Source organism: Sinorhizobium kostiense (assembly GCF_017874595.1).
Lineage (GTDB): Bacteria > Pseudomonadota > Alphaproteobacteria > Rhizobiales > Rhizobiaceae > Sinorhizobium > Sinorhizobium kostiense.
Genome location: NZ_JAGILA010000002.1, coordinates 760,740 through 787,630, shown reverse-complemented (window position 1 = coordinate 787,630; position 26,891 = coordinate 760,740). Strand labels below are relative to the sequence as shown.

At 61.9% G+C, this 26,891-nt stretch carries 14 protein-coding genes and 1 tRNA gene; 8 read left to right on the top strand and 7 right to left on the bottom strand.

The window, feature by feature from the left end; genetic code table 11:
- Positions 1-165 precede the first annotated feature (165 nt).
- Positions 166-1,848: an ABC transporter permease gene (locus J2Z31_RS10200; RefSeq protein ID WP_209601774.1), complete on the bottom strand. Its 1,683-nt coding sequence runs from the start codon at positions 1,846-1,848 to the stop codon at positions 166-168.
- A gap of 80 nt (positions 1,849-1,928) precedes the next feature.
- Positions 1,929-5,324: a PAS domain S-box protein gene (locus tag J2Z31_RS10195; protein ID WP_209601773.1), complete on the bottom strand. Its 3,396-nt coding sequence runs from the start codon at positions 5,322-5,324 to the stop codon at positions 1,929-1,931.
- Between the two features lie 228 nt (positions 5,325-5,552).
- Here J2Z31_RS10195 and J2Z31_RS10190 point away from each other — a divergent pair, with 228 nt between their 5' ends.
- From J2Z31_RS10190 to J2Z31_RS10180, 3 genes are all read left to right on the top strand, one after another.
- Complete coding sequence (locus J2Z31_RS10190) at positions 5,553-5,999, top strand: phasin (RefSeq protein WP_209601772.1); 447 nt, start codon at positions 5,553-5,555, stop codon at positions 5,997-5,999.
- Positions 6,000-6,159: 160 nt separating this feature from the next.
- Positions 6,160-6,236: transfer RNA gene (locus J2Z31_RS10185), tRNA-His, on the top strand.
- Between the two features lie 286 nt (positions 6,237-6,522).
- A complete protein-coding gene (locus tag J2Z31_RS10180) occupies positions 6,523-13,830 on the top strand; it encodes a beta strand repeat-containing protein (RefSeq protein ID WP_209601771.1) in 7,308 nt (2,435 codons plus the stop codon).
- A gap of 225 nt (positions 13,831-14,055) precedes the next feature.
- Here J2Z31_RS10180 and J2Z31_RS10175 read toward each other — a convergent pair whose 3' ends face one another.
- From J2Z31_RS10175 to J2Z31_RS10165, 3 genes are all read right to left on the bottom strand, one after another.
- Positions 14,056-15,237: a UDP-galactopyranose/dTDP-fucopyranose mutase family protein gene (locus tag J2Z31_RS10175; RefSeq protein ID WP_234939353.1), complete on the bottom strand. Its 1,182-nt coding sequence runs from the start codon at positions 15,235-15,237 to the stop codon at positions 14,056-14,058.
- Complete coding sequence (locus tag J2Z31_RS10170) at positions 15,234-17,294, bottom strand: O-linked N-acetylglucosamine transferase, SPINDLY family protein (protein ID WP_209601770.1); 2,061 nt, start codon at positions 17,292-17,294, stop codon at positions 15,234-15,236. Before J2Z31_RS10170 ends, J2Z31_RS10175 begins: the two co-directional genes overlap by 4 nt.
- Positions 17,295-17,516: 222 nt before the next feature.
- Positions 17,517-18,398 carry a LysR family transcriptional regulator gene (locus J2Z31_RS10165; RefSeq protein ID WP_209601769.1) on the bottom strand — a complete coding sequence of 294 codons (882 nt, stop codon included), beginning with the start codon at positions 18,396-18,398 and terminating at the stop codon, positions 17,517-17,519.
- Between the two features lie 125 nt (positions 18,399-18,523).
- Here J2Z31_RS10165 and J2Z31_RS10160 point away from each other — a divergent pair, with 125 nt between their 5' ends.
- From J2Z31_RS10160 to J2Z31_RS10150, 3 genes are all read left to right on the top strand, one after another.
- Positions 18,524-20,020, top strand: a complete 1,497-nt coding sequence (locus tag J2Z31_RS10160; RefSeq protein WP_209601768.1) for a CoA-acylating methylmalonate-semialdehyde dehydrogenase — start codon at positions 18,524-18,526, stop codon at positions 20,018-20,020.
- Between the two features lie 199 nt (positions 20,021-20,219).
- Positions 20,220-21,338: a YjgN family protein gene (locus J2Z31_RS10155; RefSeq protein WP_209601767.1), complete on the top strand. Its 1,119-nt coding sequence runs from the start codon at positions 20,220-20,222 to the stop codon at positions 21,336-21,338.
- A complete protein-coding gene (locus tag J2Z31_RS10150) occupies positions 21,328-22,383 on the top strand; it encodes a M48 family metallopeptidase (RefSeq protein ID WP_209601766.1) in 1,056 nt (351 codons plus the stop codon). Before J2Z31_RS10155 ends, J2Z31_RS10150 begins: the two co-directional genes overlap by 11 nt.
- 6 nt (positions 22,384-22,389) lie before the next feature.
- Here J2Z31_RS10150 and J2Z31_RS10145 read toward each other — a convergent pair whose 3' ends face one another.
- Both J2Z31_RS10145 and J2Z31_RS10140 read right to left on the bottom strand, forming a co-directional pair.
- Entirely contained in the window at positions 22,390-22,860 is a 471-nt protein-coding gene (locus tag J2Z31_RS10145; RefSeq protein ID WP_209602289.1) for an acyl-CoA thioesterase, read from the bottom strand.
- Positions 22,861-23,073: 213 nt separating this feature from the next.
- Positions 23,074-24,114, bottom strand: coding sequence for a Fe(3+) ABC transporter substrate-binding protein (locus J2Z31_RS10140; protein WP_209601765.1), 1,041 nt, complete (start codon positions 24,112-24,114; stop codon positions 23,074-23,076).
- Positions 24,115-24,306: 192 nt separating this feature from the next.
- Between J2Z31_RS10140 and rirA the strand changes: the two genes are divergently transcribed.
- Positions 24,307-24,771: an iron-responsive transcriptional regulator RirA gene (gene rirA / locus J2Z31_RS10135; RefSeq protein WP_209601764.1), complete on the top strand. Its 465-nt coding sequence runs from the start codon at positions 24,307-24,309 to the stop codon at positions 24,769-24,771.
- Positions 24,772-25,212: 441 nt separating this feature from the next.
- Positions 25,213-26,808: an ABC transporter substrate-binding protein gene (locus J2Z31_RS10130; RefSeq protein ID WP_209601763.1), complete on the top strand. Its 1,596-nt coding sequence runs from the start codon at positions 25,213-25,215 to the stop codon at positions 26,806-26,808.
- The last annotated feature ends 83 nt before the right edge of the window (positions 26,809-26,891 follow it).

Sequence of the window (26,891 nt, the reverse complement as noted above, 5' to 3'; positions counted from 1 at the left end):
CAGGTAAGGACTTGTTTACATTTCCAGGGGCATGGTCGGGCTAACTTGAGCCGACCGATCCACGGCCGGTGCCGCAGCAGAAGCTGAGGACGACGTGAAGTCGCGGGTTCTCGAGCATTTTGTTGGTTAGCATTGACTCAGAGGCAGCCTCGGGCTGCCTCTTTTTTACGACCGATCATCGAGCGAACGTGAGACCAGGATGACCGGGATCATGCCGGCGACGACAATGATGATCGCCGCTACGGACGCGTCCTCCACCCGTGCACGCGAAGCATCCTCGTAAACGAGGGTGGCGAGCGTATTGAAGTTGAAGGGGCGCAACATGATCGTCGCCGAGAGTTCCTTCATCGTCTCGATGAACACGAGCAGCGCGGCGGTCAAAACCGCCGGCCGCATCATCGGTAGCAGCACGCTGCGCAAGGTCTGGGCACTTGTCCGTCCGAGTGCCCGGGCAGCCATGTCGAGATGCGGCGAGAGCTTATGGAAGCCGGCATCGAGGGTACCCTCGGCCATGGTGAGAAAGCGCACGGTGCAGGCGTAGACGATCGCAATGCTGGTCCCGCTCAGGAGAAGGCCGGTGGAAACACCAAAGATGTCGCGCAATCCGGCGTCTATGGCGTTGTCGATCGCAGCAAGCGGGAAAAGCACGCCGATCGCAAGCACCGTACCCGGCACTCCATAGCCGAACGAGGCCAGTCGCCCGGCGACGTCCGTGATCGGGGAGCGACCGGTTCGTGCCGCATAGGCGAGAACGAAGCCCAGAAACACTGCCGTAACTGCAGTCGAGCCGGATACGAGCACGCTGTGCATGAACGCATCGATGAGGCGCGGGGCGAGAAACTGGTCGATGCGCTTCAGGGCGAAATTGCCGAGCACGAGGACGGGAATGGCGAAGCCCGAGAGCACAGGGAGCAGGCACGCCGCAGTTGCCGCGAGCTTCTTCCAGCCGGTGAGCTTAAGCCTCACGACGTCATGGACGGAGGCCGTCGTCTTCTGGCTGGAAAAGCGCTGTCTGCGCCGCGCCACGCGCTCGATCATCATCAGCCCCACGACGATGACGAGCATGATACAGGCGATCTGAGCAGCTCCCGCAAGGCTGCCGCGATTTAGCCAAGTGTCGAATATGGAGAAGGTGAGGGTCTGGACACCGAGAAACTCGACCGCGCCGATGTCGTTCAGCGTCTCCATGGCGACGAGCGTAAGGCCGATCATGATCGCCGGCCGCGCCATCGGAATCTGGATGCGCAGGAATACCCTGACCGGCCCCGCGCCGAGGGTGCGCGCCACATCCGCCGCCGCACGCCCCTGCATCAGGAACATCGAGCGGCAGGCGAGATAGATGTAGGGGTAGAGCACCGAGCTCATCACAAGCACAGCGCCGCCAAGGGAACGCACGTCCGGGAACCAGTAATCCCGGCTCGTTCGGAAACCGAATAGCGCCCGGACCAGCTCCTGCACCGGACCCGTATAGGTCAAGAACTCACCGAAGGCGTAGGCCGCGAGATAGGTGGGGATCGCAAGCGGCAGAACGAGCGCGGCGGACAGGAAGCGGCGCAGCGGAAACTCGCATGTCGCCACCAGCCACGCCGTGACGACACCGATAACAGCCGTTGCGGCGCCGGTCATCGAAACGAGCAGCAGCGTCCGCCCGGTCGCGCGCGGGATGACGTGTTCGATCAGATGCGGCCAATCCGCGTGCCCGCCGGAGACGGCTAGCCACGCAATTGCCAGGATCGGCATCAGCACGATACTGGAGGCAAGACCTGCCACGGTCGCAAGCGTCCGGTGCGACAGGCCCGTACCGGAACTGGCATAGCGCCGTCTGAAGCTTTTGGCGGTGAACTGCAACGATCGATTCCAAGGCAACGCGCCGGCAGCAGCCAACAAACTGGCTCCTGCAGGTCAACATTTCCTTACAGCATCGGGGCTCAGTTCGCCAAGACGCGTTGTGATGGGAAGGCAATCTCAACGAGGGTACCCTCGTTCGGCGCCGAGTTGATCGAGAATTGGGCGCGATTGGCCTCGGCCATGGCCTTCGTAAGCGGCAGTCCAAGTCCGGTGCCGTCGCCGCGCTTGCGCCCGCCGGTCGTCACCTGCCTGAACGGCTTCATCGCCTGGTCCAGCTCGTTGCGGCTCATGCCGATCCCGGTGTCGCGTATCCGCAGGATGACGCTGCCATTGGCCTCGTATGCGGTCGATACGACGATCTGGCCACCCGACGGTGTGAAGCGTATGGCATTGGCGAGAATGTTCAGCGCAATCTGTTTGATCGACCGGCCGTCGGCCACGACCTCGGGCACGGAGGCCGAGAGTGACGTGCGGATGATCACGCGCTGGCTGTTGGCCTGGGGCTGGACCAGGGAAACCGCTTCGGAGATCGCCTCGTTGAGGTCTACGGCGCTGAATTCGAGCTCCATTTCGCCCGCTTCAATCTTCGAAATGTCGAGCAGGTCGTTGACGATGTCGAGCACATGCCGCCCGGAGCGGCCGATGTCGCCGGCATATTCGATGTAGCGCGGATGGCCGACCGGTCCGAAATGCTCGCTCGCCATCATGTCTGAAAAGCCGATGATAGCGTTGAGCGGTGTACGGATCTCATGGCTGACCCTTGCCAGGAACTCAGTCTTGTGTGCGTTCGCGGTTTCGGCCGCCCGCTTGGCATTGCGCAATTCCTCCTCGGTGCGTTTCCATTGGGTGATGTCGCGGATGACCGCGCAATAGCCGTTCGAGGAGGCGAGTCGGCCAATCGTCATGAACAGCGGGATGAAGCCGCCGCCCGCCTCGCGGCCGATCACTTCGCGGCCGTCGTTCAGCACGCTCGCGACGCCATGGCCGGAAAGACCCTGCAGATAGTCGATCACCGCCTTCTGGCTCTCATGGGCGAAGAGGGCGGCAAAGGGTTTGCCGCGCATTTCATCCTCATCATAGTTGAAGAGGGCGCTTGCCGAGCGGTTCATGGTGCGGATATCGCCATCCTGGCCGAGCACGACTACGCCATCGGTGGCGGTTTCGAGAATCGAGCGGAGCTCCTCGATCTCCATCCGCAGGCGCGCTTCCACCGTGACGGCGGCTTCGCCCTCTTTCGCTGCATCGCCCGGCATGGGCGAGGGGCTCAATGCGAGCATGAGTGCGCTTCGGCCCTCCCAGCGGATCGAATGCAAATAGGCGCTCACCTGCACGAGTTCGCCGCTTGCGCGGACGAGAGTCATTGTGCCGTCCGCCTCGGGTGCATGTTCTCCGCTATGTGCGAAGAGTGCCGCAAGGCCGCCCTCGCGCCCGAAGGATTGAAGATCGTGATATCCGGAGAGCCGCAGGAATGCCGGATTGGCGTGCAGCAGTTCGTCACCACAGTGGATGAGCAGCGCGACCGGCAGGCCATCGAGGATTTCGCTGCTCAACACAACGCCGATACGCTCGGCAGGGCCGGCGACGGCGCCGGCCGCGGGAGGCGGGCGGTCCTCTGCAGCCGTCTCGGACCGCGAGCCCGTTCTCTCGGTCGCTGCAGGAACGGACGTCTCCTCTTGGGCGAGACGCCCTTCCGTCGCCGATTGGACCTTGTCCTCGCTTGCAATATCCCCTGGCGCATCGAAACGCGCAGCGAGCTGCCGCGCGATTTCGCGAAAGGCCGCCTGCTCGCCGCGTGTCAGAGCCGCGCCTCCCGCCGGACGGCGCTCGTCAAGGTCGATGATCTTGTCCGATGACGGCCGCTCGGGCGTATCTACGATGTGCAGGGCGGGTCGCTCGCCGCTGAAGGGGTCGTCCGCAGCGGCAACTCTCTCCGCCCTCTTGTCTTCAGGGCCGGAGCCCGGCGCAGGGACGACGCGAGCACCCTCGGCACTCGCAGCATCGGATTGGGGCTCGCCCAACTCCGGCGCGTCCGTGATTTGCTCTGCTGCTTCTCCCCGGCCCTGCGGTTCCGTCCGCTCATCGCTCGTGCGCCCGAGGGATCGGCCGCTCGCTTTCTCGTCCGGTACCGCATCGGCGACACGGACGATACCGAAGCCACGGAAGCCGTCGAATTCCCGCGTCCTGGAATAGGTAGGGAGGGCTGCGAGATCGACCGGAACCTTGAGTGCCGTGCCTTCGACTGGCCAGAGGATCGTCTTGCCGGACCAGGTGTCGCGGCGATGCAGCAGTTCGTTGATCTTGTTGTCCGGATCGAGATCGTAGCGGGCGGCAAGCTCTTCGAAAGTCACACCTATCACGTCGGCCGCATTCGGACCAACAGCGGAGGCAAACTCTTCCGAAATTTCGCTGAATCGCCCCTCCGCATCGATCTTCCACACGAAGCGGACCGCCCTCCCGGCCGGGTTGAAGACGAAATCGGGAGGGAGGGCCTCTCTTTCACGATCACCCCTCGTGGCCTTCAGAGGGTCCAGCGGCAGGACCTGTTCTCCGGTCTTCTCTTGCTCGACACCTCCAGCAGGCTCGAAATCCAGTTCCTCCTGCGTCTTAACTGCTTCGCCTTCGCCGATGGGTTCGCCGGCCTCTTCCGTCGCCTCCCCAGTCGAGGATGTTCCGGAAACGTCCTCTTCCGCTGCTTCCCTGGGCTCTTCCGCCCCGGGCGGCGATGCTTCATCCGACGTTACCGGCGGTAAGATTTCCACTTCGATCGAGTCGTTCTGGCCTTGAGCCTCGTGCTCGACGTCTGTGCCTTCCAGCGCAGCTTCCACGGCGAACAAGAGATGGAGCGCCGGGTAATCCGAAATCCTGCCGATGGCGGCCGGCAATTGCCCCTTTTCTGTCGCTACGGGACGCTTGATCAGACGGTCCTTGTCACGCGCGACCGCCGAGACGAGTGTCCGGCGAACCGGCGCCGATAGCCCCAGACGCTCGAAGCCGATCGATTGCGCAATGACCTCGCCCTCGTCGTCGAGCACGGCCATGTGCGTGTCCGGCCCGTCGAGACCGGCGATCATGGCAGCGGCGCGGTCCTTGGTCGAAAGCGTTTTGCCGTTATGCGGCGCGGTAAAGAGAACGGCGTCCTCGCCTGCCTGGATGCGGATCAGCTCTACTGTTGCGTTGAGCGGCAGTCGGCGGAAGCCTGCCGAGATCCGGATCAGGAGCTGGCGGCGATCGCCGATGGTGGCAAGCTGCGCCGCGGCCGCGCGCAATTGGCGTAGCGAGAGGTCGTTCATATCGAGCGCGGCGTCGATGAAGTCGTAGACCGAGGCCATGTCGAACAGCTTCGCGCCCTGGTCATTGGCCCAGAGCACCCGTGCGAGGTCCTTTGAAAACAGGACGCACGCATCGCCCCGGGCAAAATGCTCCCGCACCCGTTGATGCACGGCAATGTCGATGAAGGGGTAATGTCTCGCGGGCATGGGCAGGCCTATTCACGGGTCGCTTGCGCGTTAACACTCTATTAATACCCGGCCGTTCGGCGGGGGTCCAGCAACGGCGCCCCTCCGGCGATCTCTTTCCCATTAGAGGGTTAACGGCGCCGATTGTGCACTGCACAAAGATGTTGCAATGCACAAAAAAATCGACTATAAGATCGGCACCACTCACCAAGGCGCCTCTCAAGAGGGCCACACCAAGGAGCGCATGCCATGGCTACCAGAAAGACGGAAGACGCCTTTTCCCTTTCCTTTGACCCGTCCAAGTTCGCCGATACCTTCCGCGATTTCGCCGAGAAGGGTGCAGCACAGTCGAAAGAGGCTTATGCCAAGATGAAGGTCGCTGCCGAAGAAGCGACGAAGACCGTCGAGGCGACCTTTGAGAATGCCCAGTCGGGCTCCGTAGAGCTCGGCCTCAAGGCCATCGACGCCCTGCGCACCCATGCCGAAAACTCGCTCTCGCACATGGAGAAGCTGCTCGGCGTGAAGTCGGTTTCCGAGCTCGTTGAGCTGCAGACGTCCTACATCCGCAAGCAGGCCGAACTCACCGTCGAGCAGGCTAAGACGATGCAGGAAGCAACCCGCAAGATCGCCGAAAACGTTGTGAAACCCGGCAAGGACGCAGCCGAAAAGGCGATGTCCAACTTCAAGCGCGCCTGATCGGTCGAGCTTTTCCAGCGACGTCATTTGCGAAGACCGGGTGGCTTGCCATCCGGTCTTTTTGCTGGATAATCTGAACTTAAGGCTTGCAAATCGGTGTGAGTGACCGTATGTGAGCCGCCAAGCGACGACCCAAGCAATTCAGGGTCGCTCCCCGAGTGCGGTTGTAGCTCAGTTGGTTAGAGCGCAGGTTTGTGGCACCTGAGGTCGGTGGTTCGAGACCACCCAACCGTACCATTTCTCCTCAACAGTAAGCATTATTACTGCGCCAACTGACAGCGCGAGAGTCCTCTCTCGTGTTTTGGCGGTTCAGATTATTTTCCAGTTTCCGGAACCGGCTTCAGGCCCGGGCAAGCCAATTCGCGTATAGGCGAATGGCCCGTACCGCGTGGAGATTTCAGTGGTCGCCAGGAAAGAGGCCCGCCATCGGTCGCCGGGCCGGCGGGAACTCGTCAGCGGCCGACCGTGGCTGATCGTGCGATGGCCTGCATAAAACTCGATTAAACCTCAAAGGTTTTCACGCATGACCTCGACCATTTCTTCCCTGAGCACCAGCCAGATCCGAGCGCTCTCGACTGCGGCCGTTGCTGCCTGGACGACGGAAGATGTGGCGTCGCTCACGACGAAGCAGATCAGCGTACTTTCTTCGGCGCAGATCGCGGCGCTTGATACGGAGGATGTCGATACCCTCAGCAGTCAGCAGCTCGGCGCCATCTCACGCAGCGCCATAGTCGGTCTGACGCTCGATCAATTGGCAGTCCTCGACAAATTCGACGTTGAAAGCCTGGGCACGGGTCAGATCGCTGGGCTTACCGCTGTACAGATCAGCAGCTTCACGACTGTCCAGGCGGAGGCCCTGCAGTCGTCCCAGGTAGGCGCCCTCAGCGCATTGCAACTCTCGGCCCTCGGCCCCGAGAACCTGGCAACATTCTCGACTGCCGACATCGCGGCGATCGGCGGGAAGGCTGTATCCGGTCTTGCCACGAGCGTCATCGCAACGCTTGCCACCGAGCAGATCGCCGCCTTGAGCACCAGTGCGGTCGCGGGGCTTACGACCGCACAGATTGCGGTCTTGTCGACCGCCCAGGTCGAGGCACTGTCTTCCTTTCAGATCAGCGCGTTGAGCTCGAGGCAGCTCGCGGTGCTCGGTACGGACGACGTCGCGGCATTCTCCACCGGCGACGTTGCGGCGATCAGCAACAAAGCCATAGGGGGTCTGTCCACGGAAGCCCTCGCATCGTTTTCCACTCTTCAGCTTGCCGCCCTCAGCACCAGTGCGGTCGCGAGCCTGACGGTCAAACAGATCGGCGTTCTCTCCACCGGACAAGCTGCGGCACTGTCGATCGGACAGGTCAGAACGTTGAGTTCGGTGCAGGTCGCCGCCCTGGGCGCGGGCAATATCGCTGTCTTGTCGACTGATCAGATCGCGGCCCTGAGCACGACGAGCGTCACGGGTTTGACGACCGTGCAGATCGATGCGCTTTCGACCGCCCAGGCAGAAGCGCTGACCGCCCTGCAGATAAAGGCGCTGAGCTCACGGCAGCTTGCGGCATTCGGAACGGACGAGATCGCGACGTTTTCGACCCTCGACATAGCGGCGATCACCGACAGAGCCGTAGCTGGCCTCTCCACGGCGGCGATCGCGGCGCTCACCACGGATCAGGTTGCTGCCCTGAACACAATGGCCGTCTCTGGCCTGACGACGGCGCAGATCGCCGCTCTGTCGCCGCTCCAAGCCGAGGCACTCTCTGTTGCACAGGTGAAGGTGCTGAGTTCGAGGCAGCTTGCGGCGCTCGGGACCGACGACATAGCGGTATTCTCCACCGCCGATATCGCAGCGATCACCAGCAAGGCCGTCGCCGGCCTGTCTACTGAGGCTATTGCGGTCCTTTCCACCAATCAGATTGCCGCATTGACCACCAGTGCAATCGCGAGCCTGACTGCCGCACAGATCGGCGCCTTGTCGACCGCCCAGACGGCGGCGTTAGACGTGAGGACCTTGAGTGCGACGCAAGTGGCGGCCTTGAGCACGGGAAATGTCGCGGTCCTGACCACGGACCAGATTGCCGCCCTCTCCACGAAGGGTATTGCGGGCCTGACGACGGCGCAGATTTCCGCCCTGTCTACCAGCCAGACCGAAGCGCTCGCAGCGTCGCAGGTAAGGGCGCTTAGTTCTAAACAGCTTTCCGCGCTTGGGACAGACGATATCGGAACATTCTCGACCGCTGATATCGCGGCAATCAGCGATAAAGCGGTAGCCGGCCTCACCACGGGCACGGTGGCGGCGCTTTCGACCGGTCAGGTCGCCGCCATGAGCACGAGCGCGGTCGCCAGCCTCACGCCAACGCAGATCGGTATCCTCTCCACCCTTCAGTCTGCTGCACTGTCCACGGCGCAAATCAGGACCTTGAGTTCGACTCAGGTCGCCGCCTTGAGCACGGACAATGTCGCCGCTCTATCCACGGACCAGGTTGCCGCCCTGAGTGCCAAGGGTGTCGCCGGCCTGACCACGGATCAAGTCGTGGCCTTGTCCACCCTTCAGGTCGAAGCGCTGTCTTCCACGCAGGTCGGCGCCTTCAGCTCGATACAGCTCGCGGCGTTCGACGCGCAGGACATAGCAACCTTCTCGACCGCGGATATCGCGGCGATCGGTTCCAGTGCCATATCGGGCCTTTCCACCGATACTGTCGCTGCCCTTACCACGGGACAGATTGCCGCCCTCAGCACGAAGGGTATCCCCGGTCTGAGCACGGATCAGATCGAGGCCTTGTCCACCGCCCAGGTTGAGGCCTTTTCCTCTGTGCAGGTCGGTGTTCTGAGCTCCGCACAGCTTGCAGCGCTGGACGCCGACGATGTGACAACTTTCTCGACCGCGGAGATCGCGGCGATCGGTTCCAGTGCCATATCGGGCCTTTCCACCGAAACCATAGCGGCGCTTTCCGCCGAAAAGATCGCGGCTCTGAGCACGGCCGCCATCAGGGGCCTGAGCGCCAATCAGATCGAGGCGATGAGTACCGCTCAGATTGCCGCCTTGGGGACCGACCAGATTTCGGTGCTTAGTCCCACGCAGGTTGCAGCGCTTGGAACGGACAGTATAGCGGTCTTGTCCTCCGAACAGATCGCCGCCCTGAGTGCAGCTGGCATCAGTGGGCTCGGCACCGGTCAGATCGCCGCACTCGCCACCGAACAGCTTGCCGCTCTGAGCACCAGGCAGTTCGCGGTGCTGAGTTCGACACAGGTTGCGGCGCTCGGCACGAGCAACATATCGGTCCTGTCGAACGACCAGATCGCCGCTCTTAAACCGGCTGGCATTGCCGGCCTCTCCACCAAGCAGATCATCGCTCTGAGCACCGTTCAGATCGAGGCCCTCACCCCAACTCAGGTCGCCGCGCTCAGCGCTGCACAGCTCGCGGTGCTGGAAACGGACGACCTGGCAACATTCTCGATCAAGGACATAGGAGCCATCGGCTCAAGCGCCATTTCCGGCCTGACTACGACCGTCCTGGCGTCGCTTTCGACCGGCCAGATCGCTGCATTGAGCACGGCCGGGATAGCCGGACTTTCCACCAGTCAGCTCGTTGCGCTCAGCACCGCGCAGACGGAGGCTTTGACCACGGTCCAGGTCGCTGCGCTCACTTCCACGCAGCTCGGGGTCATCGGTGCGGACGACATAGCAACCTTCTCGACGAAGGACATTGCTGCGATCGGTTCAAGTGCCGTTTCGGGCCTGACGACATCTGCTATAGCGGCGCTCTCGACCGACCAGATCGCTGCCCTGAGCACGGCTGCCATTGCCGGGCTCTCCACCAAGCAGCTCGAGGCGGTGAGCACCGGCCAGATCAAGGCTCTCACGACTGGACAGGTGGCGGCGCTGACTTCGGTGCAGGTCTCGGCGCTTGCCACCGACGATATAGCGTCCCTTACGGCCGGTCAGATTGCCGCCCTGAGTACGTCAGGCATCGCGGGTCTCTCCACCAAACAGATCGCTGCCCTGAGTACGGAGCAGGCCCGGGCCCTCACCACCGTGCAGGTCGGCGGTTTGAGCTCCGCGCAGCTGGCGCTGCTGGGAGCGGACAACATAGCTACTTTTTCCACCAAGGACATTGCGGCAATCGGTTCGAGCGCCATGTCAGGCCTGACGACAGCCGCCTTGGCAGCGCTCTCCACCGACCAGATAGCCGCCCTGAGCACGGCCGGCCTTGCAGGTCTTTCGACCGCCCAGATTGCCGCCTTGACGACCGATCAGATTGCAGTCCTCGGTCTCCTGCAGCTTGCTGCCTTCACTTCGGCGCAAGTGAGTGCGTTGGGCACTGGCGGTCTAGCGGCTCTCTCGGCGGCACAGATTACCGCTCTGAGCACGGCTGGCCTTGCGGGACTCTCCACCGGTCAGATGGTTGCCCTGAGCAGCGATCAGGTGGAGGCCCTGACCCCGACTCAGGTCGCCGCGCTCAGTTCTGCGCAACTCGCGGTCCTTGAGGCGGACGACATCGCGACCTTCTCGCTCAAGGACATTGCGGCCATCGGATCGGGCGCCATAGCGGGTTTGACCACGGCGGTCGTGGCTGCCCTCTCGACGGACCAGATCGACGCGCTGGGCGCGGTCGCCATCGCGGGCCTTTCGACCAGGCAGATCGCTGCCCTGAGCACCCGCCAGGCCGAGGCCTTGACCAGCGCCCAGGTCGGCACGCTCAGTGCCGCGCAGCTCGCGGCCTTCGGTACCGATGACGTAGCCACCTTCTCCACCAACGATATCGCGGCGATCGGCGCGGCTGCGATATCCGGCCTGTCGACCGCCGTGGTCGCGGCGCTTTCGACCGATCAGGTCGTCGCTTTGGGCACCGCGGCCATTGCGGGGCTGACGGCTAAGCAGATCGCTGCCTTGAGCACCGATCAGCTGGCTGCCTTGACCACCACCCAGATCAGCGCTCTCGGTTCCGTCTCGTCCCTTGGCACCGACTATATAGCGGCTCTCACGACCGATCAGATCGCCGCCCTGAGCACGGCGGCCATAGCGGGACTGACGACCACGCATATTGCCGCGATGAGCAATGTCCAGATAGAGGCCCTGACAGCCGCTCAGATCGGTGCCCTCAGTTCCCAGCAAATGGCCGTCTTGAGCACGGACGACTTGGCGACCTTCTCGACCGCCGATATCGCGGCAATCACTTCGAGTGCCGTGGCCGGACTGTCCAGCGATAAGATCGCCGCCCTCTCGACGGATCAGATCGCAGGCCTGAGCACGGCGGCCATTGCCGGCCTCTCCAGCAGCCAGACCGCTGCGCTGACCAGTGCGCAGCTCCAGGCTTTGATGACGAACCAGGTCGCCGCTTTGGGTTCAAAGCAGGTCACGGCACTTGGCACTGATGGCGTGGCGGCTCTCTCGACCGCCCAGATCGCTGCCTTGAGTACAGCGGGCATCGCCGGATTGAGCACGGGACAGATCTTTGCCTTGAGCGGCGACCAGATCGAGGCCTTGAACACGCTTCAAGTGGGTGCTCTGACCTCCACCCAGGTCGCAGCCCTCGGCCCGGACGATCTGGCGGCGTTCTCGGCCGCCGAGATCGGGGCACTCGGTTCGAGTGCGGTTGCGGGCCTGTCCACCGACACGATCGCAGCGCTTTCGACCGAAACGATCGCCGCTCTGAGCACGGCCGGCATTGCGGGCCTATCGGCCGGCCAGCTCGCTGCATTGACCACGAACCAGATCGAGGCGCTCTCGACGAGGCAGGCCAGCGCCCTTGGCTCCAAGCAGGTTGCGGCGCTGGGCACCGGCGGCATAGCAGCCCTTTCTCCGAGCCAGATTGCCGCCCTGGGCGCAACCGGCATCAAGGGTCTTTCCACCGACCAGATCGCTGCCCTGGGCGCCGATCAGATCGAGGCTCTGACCTCCGTGCAGGTGGCAATGTTGAGTTCGGCCCAGATTGCGGCTTTAGGCACGGACGATCTGGAGGCCTTCTCGACCGCCGACATCGCGGCGATCGGTTCCAGCGCCATATCGGGTCTGGCTACGAATACGATGGCCGCGTTATCGACCGAGCAGATCGCCGCCTTGAGCGCGGCCGGAATCGCGGGTCTTTCCACCGGCCAGATCGCCGCCTTGACCACCGGGCAGGTCGAGGCCCTGACCGCGGTCCAGCTCGGCGCACTCGGCTCGAAGCAGATTACGGCCCTCGGCCCGGCCGACCTGGCAGCCCTTTCGACAAGCCAGATCGCGGCCATCGGAACGGCAGCAATTGCCGGGCTTTCCACCGACCAGATCGCTGCCCTCAGCATCGACCAGGTTGAGGCCTTGACCTCTCTCCAGGTGGCGTCGCTTACCGCTATGCAGATTGCCGCACTGGGTCTGGACGACCTGAACGTGTTCTCGACCGCCGAAATCGCGGCCATCAGTTCGAGCGCCATATCGGGCCTGTCGACGAGCACGATTGCCGCCTTGTCGACCGAGCAGATAGCCGCCTTCGGCACGGCCGGCATCGCAGGTCTTTCCACCGGTCAGATCGCGGCGTTGAGCATCGACCAGGTCGAGGCCTTGGCCCCTCGTCAGGTGGCAGCGCTGAGTTCGCAACAGATCGCCGCGCTCGGGACAGACGACCTCGAGACGTTCTCGACGGCTGATATAGCGGCGATCAGCGCAAGCGCCATAACGGGTCTATCGACAAGCACGATCGCGGCCCTCGCGACGAGCCAGATCGCCGCCTTGGGTACGGCCGGCGTTTCTGGCCTTTCCACCGCGCAGATCGCGGCCTTGAGCACCGATCAGGTGGGGGCACTGACCACGACCCAGATCGCCGCTCTCGGCTCCAATCAGGTGGCGGTCCTCGGGACCGATGACATGGCGGCCCTCTCGACGAGCCAGATTGCGGCCTTGAGCACGGCCGGTATTGCGGGTCTGGCCGGCGCTCAGGTGGCAGCGCTCAGCGCCGAGCAGATCGATGCACTTTCCATCAGTCAGATCGGCGCGTTGACCGCGGATGGACTTGCCGGGCTCTCCGCAGACGATCTCGCCACCTTCTCGGCCGAGGAACTGGCGGCGATCAGTTCGAAGGCCATTTCGGGATTGTCTACCGACTTCATCGCCACGCTCTCCACCTCGGAGATTGCGGCTTTGGGCACGGCCGCCATTGCCGGGCTGAGCAGCACCCAGGTCGCGGCGCTGAGCGCTGAGCAGATCGATGCGCTTTCCACCGTCCAGATTGCCGCCTTGAGTACGGCTGGGCTCGCGGGCCTTTCGACGGACGACTTGGCAACGTTCTCGACGGCGGAACTCGCGGCAATCGGCGCGTCGGCGATAAAGGGACTAATCACGAGTTTCGTCGCGGCGCTCGCCACCGACCAGATCGCCGCCTTGACGACGAGTCAGATCGCTTCGCTGAGCTACAACCAGGTTGCGGCGATGAGCACCGGCCAGGTTGCGGCGCTGTCAACATCGCAGATCGCCGCCTTTAATGCCATACAGGCCGCAGCACTTGGTGCGGACGATATCGCCCAGTTTTCCACGGATGATATCGTCGCCTTGAGCACTGGCGCCGTATCCGGATTGAACACCGCAGTCATCGCTGCCCTGACGACGGCGCAGGCCGAGGCCTTGACTTCGGGACAGGTCAGCGCCCTGACGTCGGCACAGGTTGCCGCGTTGACCACGGAGGATCTGGCCACCTTCTCGACGGAAGATGTCGGGTCCTTCAGTTCGACCGGTGTGGCGGGGCTTTCAACGGAAGACATTTCAAACCTGACCAGCGCCCAGCTCAATGCTTTGATGGAGTCGCAGATGGGGTCGCTGAATTCGGATCAGATCGCTGCCGTCATTGAAGCTTATCTGGCCTTTAGCTAAGTCGACTTGAGGAGACATGCACTACAGCGCCGCGCGTCTTATCGGACGCGCAAAGGTCGCTGTAGCACTTTGAATTGCCGCATGCCTTTGTCCTTAGATCGAGGTCGATTTAAGGAGACATGCACTACAGCGCCGCGCGTCTTATCGGACGCGCAAAGGTCGCTGTAGCACTTTGAATTGCCGCATGTCTGTGTCCTTAAATCGAGGTCGATTTAGGGACACATGCTAGGCGAAGCTTGGCGCCCGGCGCTGCAGATCGGCGGACGCGGGAATGGACGCGGTGCCGGCGGTCCCGAAGAGATACAGCCGGGCTGTGTCCAGTGCCTCGCGTATCGTCATGTCCATGTCGAGATAGCGGTATGTTCCGAGCCGCCCGACAAAGGTGACGGACGTCTCCTGTGCGGCTCGGGCGGCGTATTGCGCGAGCTGTGCCTTATCCTCGACCAGGCGGATCGGATAATAGGGAATGTCGTCCGGGCCGCAGGCGCGGGAATACTCGCGATAGCAGACGGACCCGGTATGCTCCTCCCACGGTGAGAAATGCTTGTGCTCGGTCACGCGGGTAAAGGGAACAGAAGCATCCCCGTAGTTCATCACGGCGCAACCCTGATAGTCCCCCTCATAGGTGAAGCGTTCGAAATCCAGCGTACGATATCCCAAACGGCCGTTTTCGAAGTCGAAATAGCCGTCGAGCGGACCGGAGTAGAATGTATGCGTGAAGTCACCGTTCCAGCTGCGGTGGAAGCGCGTTTGGAGATGGACCGTTATGTTCGCGTGGTCGAGAATTCGCCGGACCATCTCGGTATAGCCGTTTTCCGGCATGCCCTGGTATTGGTGAAAGAAGTAGTTGTCGTCGTAGTTGAACCGCACCGGAAGCCGCTTCAGGATGGATGCTGGTAGCTCCGTCGGGTTGCAGCCCCATTGCTTCTGCGTGTATCCTCTGAAGAACGCTTCGTAGAGCTCTCTGCCGATGAAGCGCAGCGCCTGTTCTTCGAAGGTCCTCGGATCTTCGATCGCCTTGTCGGACAGATCTTCGATAAAGGCACGCGCCTCGTCGGGCCGTAACGCCTTGCCGAAAAACTGATTGATCGTGTGCAGGTTGATGGGCAGGGAATAGACTTGCCCATTACTCGTCGTCTTCACGCGGTTCTTGTAGGGCATGAACCGCTCGAAGCGATTCACGTAATCCCAGATTTCCCGGTCATCCGTGTGGAAGATATGCGGCCCGTAGACATGGACCATCACACCGGTTTCCCTGTCGCGCTCGGTGTGGCAGTTCCCTGCAACATGGTTGCGGGTGTCGAAGACTTCGATCTTGTGCCCCGCGTCCGCGAGTTCGCGTCCGATCACCGCACCCGAAAGACCCGCGCCGACCACTGCGATTTTCCCGGTCCTGATCTTGTTCATGTCGCTGAAGCTACTGCTGCAGTCCACAGGCGGTTGTCGAGCGGGATCGGCGCGTAATCGTTCCAGGCCGCCAGCCTTTCCAGATAGCGCTGCCGGTAGGTTCGATCGTCCGAGAACACGATGTTGTTGTCCACGCATTCGGCCCCCACCTCGTAATAGAGGTCGAGATTGCGAAGGTCCGGAACCGGTGTTTCACCGCGCTCGCATTCGGCCTGCATCTGCCAGAACAGCTGCTCGAGCTCACGGGTTAGGGCCGGAACGTCGCGCAAGACGCTCGATTCCCGCTTGGCCTGAAGCGACTCTCGGATCGTCGCGAGCTCCTCGGGCGCGTTGGCAAAGGCGATAGCCTTCTCCATATATTCCCCGGGGCCGCTGCAAATCAGCTCTGGAACGCCAGTGGCGGCAACGATGCTGTGGCAGAATCGTGCCGCGAAACTCTTGCCGGGGAATGTGAGGACGGGCAGTCCCATGGTCAGCGCATCGGCCGCGGTCGAGTGGGCTCCGTAGGGGTAGGTATCCAGGAAAAGATCGGCAAGAGCGATCCGCGCGAGATGTTTGTCGTTCGGTGCCTTGGGCGCGAAAATCAGTCTGTCGGGCGCCACACCGGCCTTTTCGGCAGCCTGGCGCAGGCGGTGGTCGACGGCGTCACCTCCGGTGAGCAGCCAGAGCACGCTGCCGGGCGCGGCGTTCAGGATCGTCATCCAATGCCCGAAACTTGCCTCGGTGATCTTCTGCATGCCGTTGAAGCAGGCAAAGACGAAAACGGCTTCGGGTAGCCCCGCTTCCGTCCTTGAGGGCTTCTCGGCGACCACCCTCTTGCGGTCGATGGGCTGGCTGCACGGGATTCGCAGCACTTTTTCGGAATAATAGATCTCGTTTTCAGGCGGGACGATGCGCTCGTCCGTGATCATGTATTGGTGGAACGGGCTGCCCATGGAGCCCGGGTAGCCACAGAAATTGACGATGACTGGCGCCGGCCGATAGGCGAAGATCTTCGTTCTCGCATGCTTCGTGTAGCCGTTGACATCGATCAGAATGTCGATGCCGTCGCCGGCGATCTGCCTTGCCGCTTCCGCATCGTCGAGTGTCGCGATGTCGCGCCAGCGGTCGACGGCATTCTTGATCCTCGTCTGCGTCGCGTCGTTCGCAACCGGCTCGCCGCAATAATAGGCGTAGATCTCGACGCTCTTCTTGTCGTGCAGTTCCAACACTTCCCGGAGCGCGAAACCGACGGCATGGTCGCGCAGATCCGAGGAAACATAGCCGACGCGGAGGCGCTCGCCGGTTCCCGTCTTCCGTTTCGGTGCCTTGCGCGCAATGCCGCTCGTATCGGGGCGCCCGACAAAGGACTTGTTGTACCGATAGGCCTTGGCGAGCTGGAACAGCGGATCGTCGGAATAGCAGGCAAGCGCCAGCGGCGACATTGCATCGAGGAGTTGCCGCATCGAGACATGCTCCGAAGGGACCAGGAGCGGCCATTTGCACTGGCGTTGCCTGAGCGCGCTCCAATGTTGCCCCGCCTCGGTCTTGTCGGGCCGCAATTCGATTGCCTCCCACAAGGCAGCCTCCGCGTCCTCGAGCAGGCCTGCATTTTCCATGACCCGGCCGATGTGCTGAAGCGCCATCAGGCGATGCGCCATCCGGTCGGCCGTGCTCTCCGCGGTCAACTCGACGAAACTGCGCCATTGCTGAACGGCTTGCGTGGCAAGCCCGCTATCTTCGAAGGCGCGACCAAGGTTGATATGGGCCTGTGCGAAGCGTGGCTCGAGCTTCAGGCAGGCGCGCAGCGCGTGGATCGAATCCGCTATGTCGCCTAGCTGGCGGAGCGTGACCGAGTAGTTGAAATAGACGAGATGCAGGAATGGATGAGCTTCGTTGAAGGCAATCCAGACTTTGTAAATCTCGACCGCTTCGATCCTCTTCCCTGCTGCGCTGCGCGCTTCCGCAAGCTGGAACAACTCGGTTATGGATAGGCGCTGAGCGCGCGCAAGGTCCAGTATCCCGGCGAGGGGCGGAAAGGGACTTGGGCCTGATGCATCGTTGATCGCTGTGAACATGGCGGGAGTTGGCGGCCTGGCAGCCACCGTTTCAACTGTTCGCCATTGATTTCCACCGGATAATTTTGCCCGGTGCGCCCTGACGGGGAATTGGCGGCGTTAAGGATGGCTGGCGCGGGATGCGGAAAAGTGTGCGCGGTTTTCCGCCCGGAGGCGCTCCTAACCTTGCACACGCCTCATGATTTCGGCTGGCCGACCTAAGATCATCGTGATCCCATTTTTTCACACGAAGATCTGATGCTCCGCCGCCACCAGTTCCTGTAGGAACGAGACGACGGTGCGCACGCGCACCAACTCACGCGCGCTCTCGTGATAGGTCGTCCAGTAGGCGCGGTGGATCGCCGTGTCGGGGAGGAGGCGAACGAGTTCCGGATATTGCCGCGCGATGTAGTTGTGCAGGATGCCGATGCCGGCGCTGGAGCGGACCGCCTCGGTCTGGCCGGTGGCGCTCGAGATTTCGAAGGAAGCGTCCCAGCTGCGCATGATCTCGGCGGAGAAATTCAGCGAGGGGGTGAAGATCAGATCCTCGACATAGCCGATCCTGGGATGGTTTTTGAGTTCGTCGACCGTTTTCGGTGCGCCGTGACCGGCAAGATAATCCGCCGATGCATAGAGCCCCAGTGTATAATCGGTAAGCTTGGACGAAACCAGACGCCCCTGTTCCGGACGCTCTATGGTGATCGCGATGTCGGCCTCGCGTTGCGACAGCGAGAAGGAGCGCGGCACCGGCACGAGCTGCAGCTTGAGCTCGGGATAGCGCGCCGTCAGCCGCCCCAGGCGCGGTGCCAGGAAAGAGACGCCGAAGCCGTCCGGCGCGCCGATGCGCACAGTGCCGGCGATCGCCGTATCGATGCGGCCGATCTGCGATTGCGCCGCGAGCATTTCGGTCTCCATGCGCTCGGCCGCCGCCAGGAAGACCTCGCCCTCGGCCGTGAGTTCGCAGCCGTTCGGGCGCCGCACGAGGAGCCGCGTCTTCAGCGTTTCCTCGAGCGCCGTCACGCGCCGGCTGAGCGTCGCGTGGTTGATGCCGAGTCTTTTGGAAGCGGCGAGGATCTGGCCCGTCCGCGCCACGGCGAGAAACACTCTGACGTCGTCCCAGTCCACATGTCGCTCCTAACTGTAAGAGGGGAAGCTTCAATTTTTGCACAACGGTTACTGAAATTCGGAAATTGAATTGTTGAAATCGTAGTGCCATCATGCGCCCGAGATCAAGACCAGGAGGAACACCCATGTATGAAATCGGACATTTCATCGACGGCGAGCGTGTCGCCGGCACCAGCGGCCGCGTCAGCAACATCTTCAACCCGGCAACGGGCGAAGTTCAGGGCACCGTGGCGCTCGCGAGCGCCGCGGAGCTCTCCGCCGCCGTCGAAAGCGCCAAGGTCGCGCAGCCGAAGTGGGCCGCCACCAATCCGCAGCGCCGCGCCCGCGTCTTCATGAAGTTCGTGCAACTCCTGAACGAGAACATGAACGAACTCGCCGAATTGCTCTCCCGCGAGCATGGCAAGACGATCGACGACGCCAAGGGCGATGTCGTTCGCGGCCTCGAAGTCTGCGAATTCGTCATCGGCATTCCGCATCTGCAGAAGAGCGAGTTCACCGAAGGCGCCGGTCCCGGCATCGACATGTATTCGATGCGCCAGCCGGTCGGCATCGGCGCCGGCATCACGCCGTTCAACTTCCCCGCAATGATCCCGATGTGGATGTTCGCCCCGGCGATCGCCTGCGGCAATGCCTTCATCTTGAAGCCGTCCGAACGCGATCCGTCCGTACCGATCCGCCTCGCCGAGCTGATGATCGAGGCTGGCCTGCCGGCGGGCGTCCTCAATGTCGTCAACGGTGACAAGAACGCGGTCGACGCGATCCTGACGCATCCCGATATCGGAGCGGTCTCCTTCGTCGGCTCGACGCCGATCGCCCGCTATGTCTATGGTACGGCGGCGATGAACGGCAAGCGCGCGCAGTGCTTCGGGGGCGCCAAGAACCACATGATCATCATGCCCGATGCCGATCTCGACCAGGCAGCCAACGCGCTGATCGGCGCCGGCTACGGCTCGGCCGGCGAGCGCTGCATGGCGATCTCGGTCGCCGTTCCGGTCGGCGAGGAAACCGCGAACCGCCTGATCGATAAGCTGGTGCCGATGGTCGAGAGTCTCCGGATCGGTCCTTATACGGACGAAAAGGCCGACATGGGCCCGGTCGTGACCAAGGAGGCCGAGCAGCGCATCAGGAGCCTGATCGACAGCGGCATCGAGCAGGGCGCGAAGCTCGTCGTCGACGGGCGCGATTTCAAGCTGCAGGGGTATGAGGACGGCCACTTCATTGGCGGCTGCCTGTTCGACCACGTGACGCCGGACATGGACATCTACAAAACCGAAATTTTCGGACCCGTTCTCTCGGTTGTTCGCGCCAAGAACTACGAGGATGCCCTGTCGCTGCCGATGAAGCACGAATACGGCAATGGTGTCGCCATCTATACCCGCGACGGCGATGCGGCCCGCGACTTCGCCTCCCGCATCAATATCGGCATGGTCGGCGTCAACGTTCCCATCCCGGTGCCGCTCGCCTATCACTCCTTCGGCGGCTGGAAGGCCTCTTCCTTCGGCGATCTCAACCAGCATGGGCCGGACTCGATCAAGTTCTGGACCAGGACCAAGACCATCACCTCGCGCTGGCCGTCGGGCATCAAGGATGGTGCCGAGTTCTCGATCCCGACGATGCGGTAAGGCATCAATCTACTCCTCCATTGGAGCCTCCTTCGGGAGGCTCTTTTTTGTTGCGTCGGCTGTGGCGGTACAACTAACGTCTTGATTGACGGGTGCATTGGCAATGATTCGCGCATACCTTGCATCCGTATGGGCCGACCGCTGACGGGATGATGCGGTCGGCTTTACGGCTTTGCGCTTTTCGTTCGGGGGATGCATCATGGCTTTGGTTGAATCGTTGCCGGCACAGGGGATCGGGCAGGACAGTTTCGGGCGCGCGGCTCAGGGGAACGTTCAACGCCTCTCCTTCACCGGTAGCGGCAGCGAGTACTTCGGGATCTGGATCGTCAATATCCTTCTGACGATCGTCACCCTTGGCATCTATTCGGCCTGGGCCAAGGTTCGCCGCAACCGCTATTTCTACGGCAACACCGTCCTGCTCGGCCGCGGCTTCGAGTATCACGCCACGGGCGGTCAGATCCTGATCGGCCGTCTCATCGTCTTTGCCTATCTGATCCTCTACAACGTTCTCCTCACTTTCGTACCGCTTGCCGGCATGGCGCTGCTCTTGCTGCTCCTCTGCTTCGTTCCGTGGCTCGTCGCCCGCGGCTTGCGCTTCAGCGCGCGGGTGACAAGCTACCGAAATGTCCGCTTCGATTTCGTCGGTCGCGCCGGCGGTGCCTTTCTCGCTTTCATCGTCGGGCCGGTCCTCGCCTCGCTGACACTTGGCATACTGGTGCCGCTCGCCAGCCGCTGGGTCTACCGCTACATCGGTAATAACCTGCGTTACGGGAAGAAGGCCTTTTCGACCGATCCCTCCATCGGCACGATCTACAAATCCTGGGCGATCTCGGCGGCGATCATCATTCTCGGGCTGTTGATCATCGGCTTCGTCGCTTTCCTCAACGTCGCGATTGTGGTGACGGCGATGGAGAGCCCTGATTTGCTTCCTGCCGAGATGCAGGCATCGCTCGTCGTGCTGATGGCGATCGGTTACGTCCTGTTCTTCGCGATTTTTGGCGTTGCGGCGCTCGTTTATCGTGCCGGGGTCCGCAACGTGGCCTGGTCGGCCGCCACCTTTGACGGCAAGCACCGGCTTCTGAGCGACCTTTCACGCCCGCGCTACGCCTGGATCGGCATCTCGAACTTCGTCGTCACGCTTGTTACACTCGGACTGATGCGGCCTTGGGCAGCCGTTCGCATGGCGCGCTACGTCAATGAGCATACGGGCGTTCGCTTCGACGGCGATGTCGGCGAGATCTTCTCGGCCATCGCCCAGGAAGGCTCGGCGGTCAGCGCCGAGTTCATGGATATCGAAGGCTTCGACTTTGGCTTCTGACCATCCAGCCATTGCCGTCGGCAATTGGCACCCTGCAGGATCGAGCCGCTCCGTGCCCTGTCGCCTGGTCGAAGATGGCGGGCGCCTCGTCGTCTGCGACGACGCGCGCGCCGAGCTGGCGGGCGGCAGCCTGTCGTCGGTCGAGATTTCCGCCCGCGTCGGTCGCATTCCGCGGCGGATCACCTTTCCGGACGGGTCCCTCTTCGAGACGGGCGAAAACGATGCGATAGACCGGTTTCTCGCCCATAAGGGCCGGGGCAGGGAGGGAATTGTCCATCGGCTGGAGCGATTCCATCCGCGGTTGATCGCCTTCGTCGCCGCGACCCTCCTGCTCGGTGTGCTGGTTTACCGCGTTGCGCTGCCTGCGCTCGTGGAGGTGGCCGTCGCCGTCACGCCCCCGATCTTGCCGCAGATCATGTCGGCAAGCACGCTTGAGACCATGGACCGGACGGTTCTCGGCCCGTCCAAGCTCGAGGAGGCGCTCCGCGGCCGAATTCTCAACGGCTTCCGTCGCATCGCGGCGCTTTCCGAGGGTGGCGAGGCGGCCTACACGCTCAACTTCCGCGAGGGCGGCCCCGTTGGACCCAATGCCTTTGCGCTGCCCGACGGCACGCTGATCCTCACCGATGAACTGGTTGACCTCGCTGACGGCGACACGGAGATGATCGTCGGCGTGCTGGCGCACGAAATCGGCCATGTCGAGCACAAGCATAGCCTCCGGCAGATCTATCGTGCCGCGGGCGTCGCCGCCCTCATCATGCTGATCGCCGGCGATATCGGTTCAGGCGCCGAGGACGTGCTGGTGCAGGGGGGAGGTCTGCTTGCGCTCTCCCACTCGCGCGCTGCCGAGGCAGAGGCCGATAGGCATTCCGTCGAACTGATGATCAAGGCTGGTCTGGATCCGACCGCAATCGCCCGCTTCTTCGAACTCCTCGAGGCGAAGCTTCACGACCGTTCAAAAACCAGCATCTTCTCCACCCATCCCGGCACGCCGGAGCGGCGCAAGGCGATCATGGACTTGATCGCCGCAACACGGAGAGATTGAAAGGTCCTATCCATCGGAGGCTCCGCCCCCGGAACCCGCCGCTCGGAAGCGCTCCTCGAACTCCCGGCGCAGCTCCCGCCTGACTTCGGCCGCCCGATAGCGGCGCTCTCCGATACCGGGCTTGGGCGTATAGGGCGGCACGCTCGTCGGCCGTCCGTCCGCGTCGACGGCGACCATCGTGAAATAACAGGAATTCGTATGCCGTCGCGTACCGGTGCGGATATTTTCCGCCTCGACGCGAATTCCGACCTCCATCGACGTGCGCCCTGCATAGTTGATCGAGGCGCGGAAGTGCACCAGTTCGCCGACATGGATCGGCTGACGGAAGACGACCTGGTCGACCGAGAGGGTGACGGCATATTGCTGCGAATAGCGCGAGGCGCAGGAAAAGGCGACCCGGTCGAGCAGGTTGAGAAGTGCTCCGCCATGGACCTTGCCGCTGAAGTTCGCCATGTCGGGCGTCATCAGAACGACCATTTCGAGTTGGCTGGTATCGTGCGTCTCGTCCACTTTCGCCTCCGGTCAGAATCGCGTTTCAAACGGGCGGGCCGAAGGCCACCGCTGCCTCTGCAGCAGTCAGAGAATCCTACCCTCCGGGCGTTCGGTCAATCGTGCAACGAAAACAGCGGGCTTTCGCCCGCTGCTGATGTCATGCGACTTGAAGGAGGCGCAGCGCTGTCGCGATCCGTCTCAGTCCTGCGGACCGTTGTTGTAGCCGACCTTGTCGACCAGTTCCGAGGCCTTCTTGCGGTTCGACGCGATCTCGGCAAGCGGCAGCGTATCCGGCTTGATCGACCCGAAGGATTTGACAACGTCAGAGGGATCCACGCCCGGTAGTACCGGATACTCGAAGACCTGCTCGGCATAGATTTTCTGCGCTTCGCCCGAAGAAAGGAATTCCATCAGCTTGATGGCGTTCTCCTTGTTCGGCGCGTTATTTGCGAGCGCCATACCGGAGATGTTCACATGTGTGCCGCGGTCATTCGCGTTCGGGAACAGGACCTTGATGGCGGAGGCCCATTCTTTCTGCTCCGGCTCCTTCTCGTTGGTCAGCATCAGACCGACGTAATAGCTGTTGCCGATCGCGAGATCGCATTCGCCTGCAAAAATGGCTTTCGCCTGGTCGCGGTCGCCGCCATCAGGCTTCTTGCCAAGATTGTCCCTGAGTCCGGTCAGCCACTTTTCCGTCTCCGCTTCGCCGTGATGCGCGATCATGGAGGCGAAGAGGCCGACATTGTAGGAGTGCTGGCCGTCACGCGTGCAGATTTTGCCCTTCCATTTCGGATCGGCAAGTTCCTCGTAGGTGATGTCGTTCTGGGCGACGCGGTCCTTGGACGCATAGACCACACGGCCGCGCGTCGTGAGGCCGAACCAATTGCCATCCGGATCGCGGAAATGCGCCGGAACATCCTTGTTGATCGTCTCGCTGACGACCGGTTGGGTAACGCCCCCTTCCTTCGCCTCGGTCAGGCGGCTGATGTCGACGGTGAGGATGACATCCGCCGGCGAGTTTGCGCCTTCAGCCTGGATGCGCTCGACCAGGCCTTTGTCGAGGAAGAGCACGTTGGTCGCAATACCGGTCTCCTTGGTGAAGGCGTCGAGCAGCGGCTTGATCAGGTCGGGCTGCCGGTAAGAATAGATATTGACCTCACCATCGGCGCGCGCCGGTGCCGAGAAGGCGACGAAGGCGGCCACCGAAAGGGTGCCGATCAGCGCTCTTGAGACGTGCATCGTGTTCTCTCCATTTCTCGCTAATAAACTTAACTAAGCCGGTCATATTTCTTACTGCGCCCGCTCAGGCAGTCAACTGGGAAAGAGTGAAGTTGACTGCGCTCGTATGTTTTTCCGGTTTTTTGGAATTGTTCCAAACTGGAATCCGTCCTATATGAGTGGAGAACGTTTTTTTCGATTCCGGAGTGAACGATGCGTCTGACGAAGCAAACAAACTATGCGGTTCGCATGCTGATGTACTGCGCTGCGAATGGCGAGAAGCTCAGCCGCATTCCCGAGATCGCCAAGGCTTACGGCGTCTCCGAGCTGTTTCTGTTCAAGATCTTGCAGCCGCTGACGAAGGCGGGCCTGGTTGAGACCGTGCGGGGACGTAATGGCGGCGTAAGACTGCCGAAGCCAGCCTCCGAGATCAGCCTCTACGATGTCGTCAAGGTCACGGAGGACAGCTTCGCCATGGCCGAGTGTTTCGAGGCCGGCGAGATCGAATGTCCGCTGGTCGATAGCTGCGGCCTCAATACCGCCTTGCGCAAGGCGCTGAACGCCTTCTTCGAGGTCCTCCAGGGCTATACGATCGACGACCTGGTGAAGGCCCGGCCGCAAATCAATTTCCTCCTCGGCATCGAGGAGTCAGGTCGCCGGCAGATTTCGGCGGCGTAATTTTCCAATGGATGAGTGAGGATGCGGCTTCGGCCGTCTCTTTCAGCCCCACGCCGCCAGGCCCACGCCGCCAAGTTGCGGCGGGCGCACCCTGTATGTGTCCTTAACTCGTAAGCGGCTCAAGGACAGGAACATGCTGCAAGTCGCTGCAGGTCCGTCGTGCGTCTGAAAAGACGCATGGCGAGGTGGTGCGCAACTTATTCCCGCCACTCCACGGCGCTCCCATCCTCGGTCCTGCTTCGGCCTGCGACTCGTCGCATGCAGAAATCGCATGTTGCCCGCTGCCACTATTTGTGGAAGAATTTTTCGCCTAGACAAATTTCTGAAGTGACTTATTGCATTGCGACGCCAAATGTCGTTCCATCCGTTCTTGACCGGATGGAAAATTTCTTGCCGCGTCGAAAATACGAGAACAAAAAAGCAAAACTGGGAAGCAAGCTCATGAAAAAGCTCACGACTCTTTTCGCAGCGACGGCGCTCGCCACGCTGATGGCCGGTTCTGCCTGGTCGAAAACGTTCGTCTACTGCTCGGAAGGTTCGCCGGAGGGTTTTGACCCCGGCCTCTATACGGCCGGTACGACTTTCGATGCTTCGGCGCATACGGTTTACAGCCGCCTGCTGGAATTCAAGAAGGGAACCACGGAGACCGAGCCCGGTCTTGCCGAAAGCTGGACGATCTCCGATGACGGCCTCGAATACACGTTCAAGCTTCGCCCGGGCGTCAAGTTTCAGACGACTGAGTTCTTCACCCCGACCCGGGAACTGAACGCCGACGATGTGATCTTCTCGCTCGAGCGCCAATGGAAATCGGATCACCCGTGGCATGGCTATGTGACCGGTGCTTCGTGGGAATACTTTTCCGGCATGGGCATGCCCGATCTGATCGACTCGCTCGAGAAGGTTGACGACATGACCGTCAAGATCAAGCTGAAACGCAGGGAAGCGCCGTTCCTTGCCAACCTTGCGATGCCCTTCGCTTCGATCATGTCGAAGGAATATGCCGACAAGCTTCAAGCCGATGGCAAGATGAACCAGCTCAACCAGATGCCGTTGGGCACCGGCCCGTTTGCCTTCGTGGGTTACCAGCAGGATGCCGTCATCCGTTACAAGGCCCATCCGGACTACTGGGCCGGCAAGCAGAAGATAGATGACCTGGTTTTCTCGATCACAACCGATGCCGCGGTCCGCTATCAGAAGCTTAAGGCTGGCGAGTGCCACCTGATGCCCTATCCGAACGCGGCGGACGTCGAATCCATGAAGGCTGACCCGAACCTGAAGGTCATGGAGCAGGCCGGTCTTAACGTCGCCTATCTCGCCTACAACACCACCCAGGCGCCCTTTGACAAGGTCGAGGTCCGCAAGGCCTTGAACAAGGCGATCAACAAGCAGGCAATCGTAGACGCGGTTTTCCAGGGACAGGCGACACCGGCCACCAACCCGATCCCGCCGACGATGTGGTCCTATAACGACAATATCGAGGACGACACCTACGAGCCGGAAGTGGCGAAGAAGATGCTCGAGGATGCTGGTGTCACCAACCTTTCGATGAAGGTGTGGGCGATGCCAGTGGCACGGCCGTATATGCTGAACGCACGTCGGGCCGCCGAACTGATCCAGGCCGACTTTGCCAAGATCGGCGTCAATGTCGAGATCGTCACCTATGAATGGGCCGAATATCTCGAAAGATCGAAGGCGAAGGATCGCGATGGTGCGGTGATCCTCGGGTGGACGGGCGATAATGGCGATCCGGACAACTTCCTCGACACGCTGCTTGGCTGCGATGCGGTCGGCGGCAACAACCGCGCACAGTGGTGCAACAAGGAATTCGACGATCTGGTGACGAAGGCGAAGGAAGCCAGCAGCGTCGAAGAGCGCACCAAGCTCTACGAAGAGGCTCAGGTCGTATTCAAGCGCGAAGCGCCCTGGGCGACGCTCGACCATTCGCTGTCGATCGTGCCAATGCGCAAGAACGTCGAAGGCTTCGTGCAGAGCCCGCTCGGCGACTTTGCTTTCGACGGCGTTGATATTGTAGAGTAATCTTGACAACTGACCCGAAGGGGGCGTTTGCCGCTGGGCGAGCGCCCCTCTTCCTTTTTGCCGGTGCCCGCAGGATGCGTGGC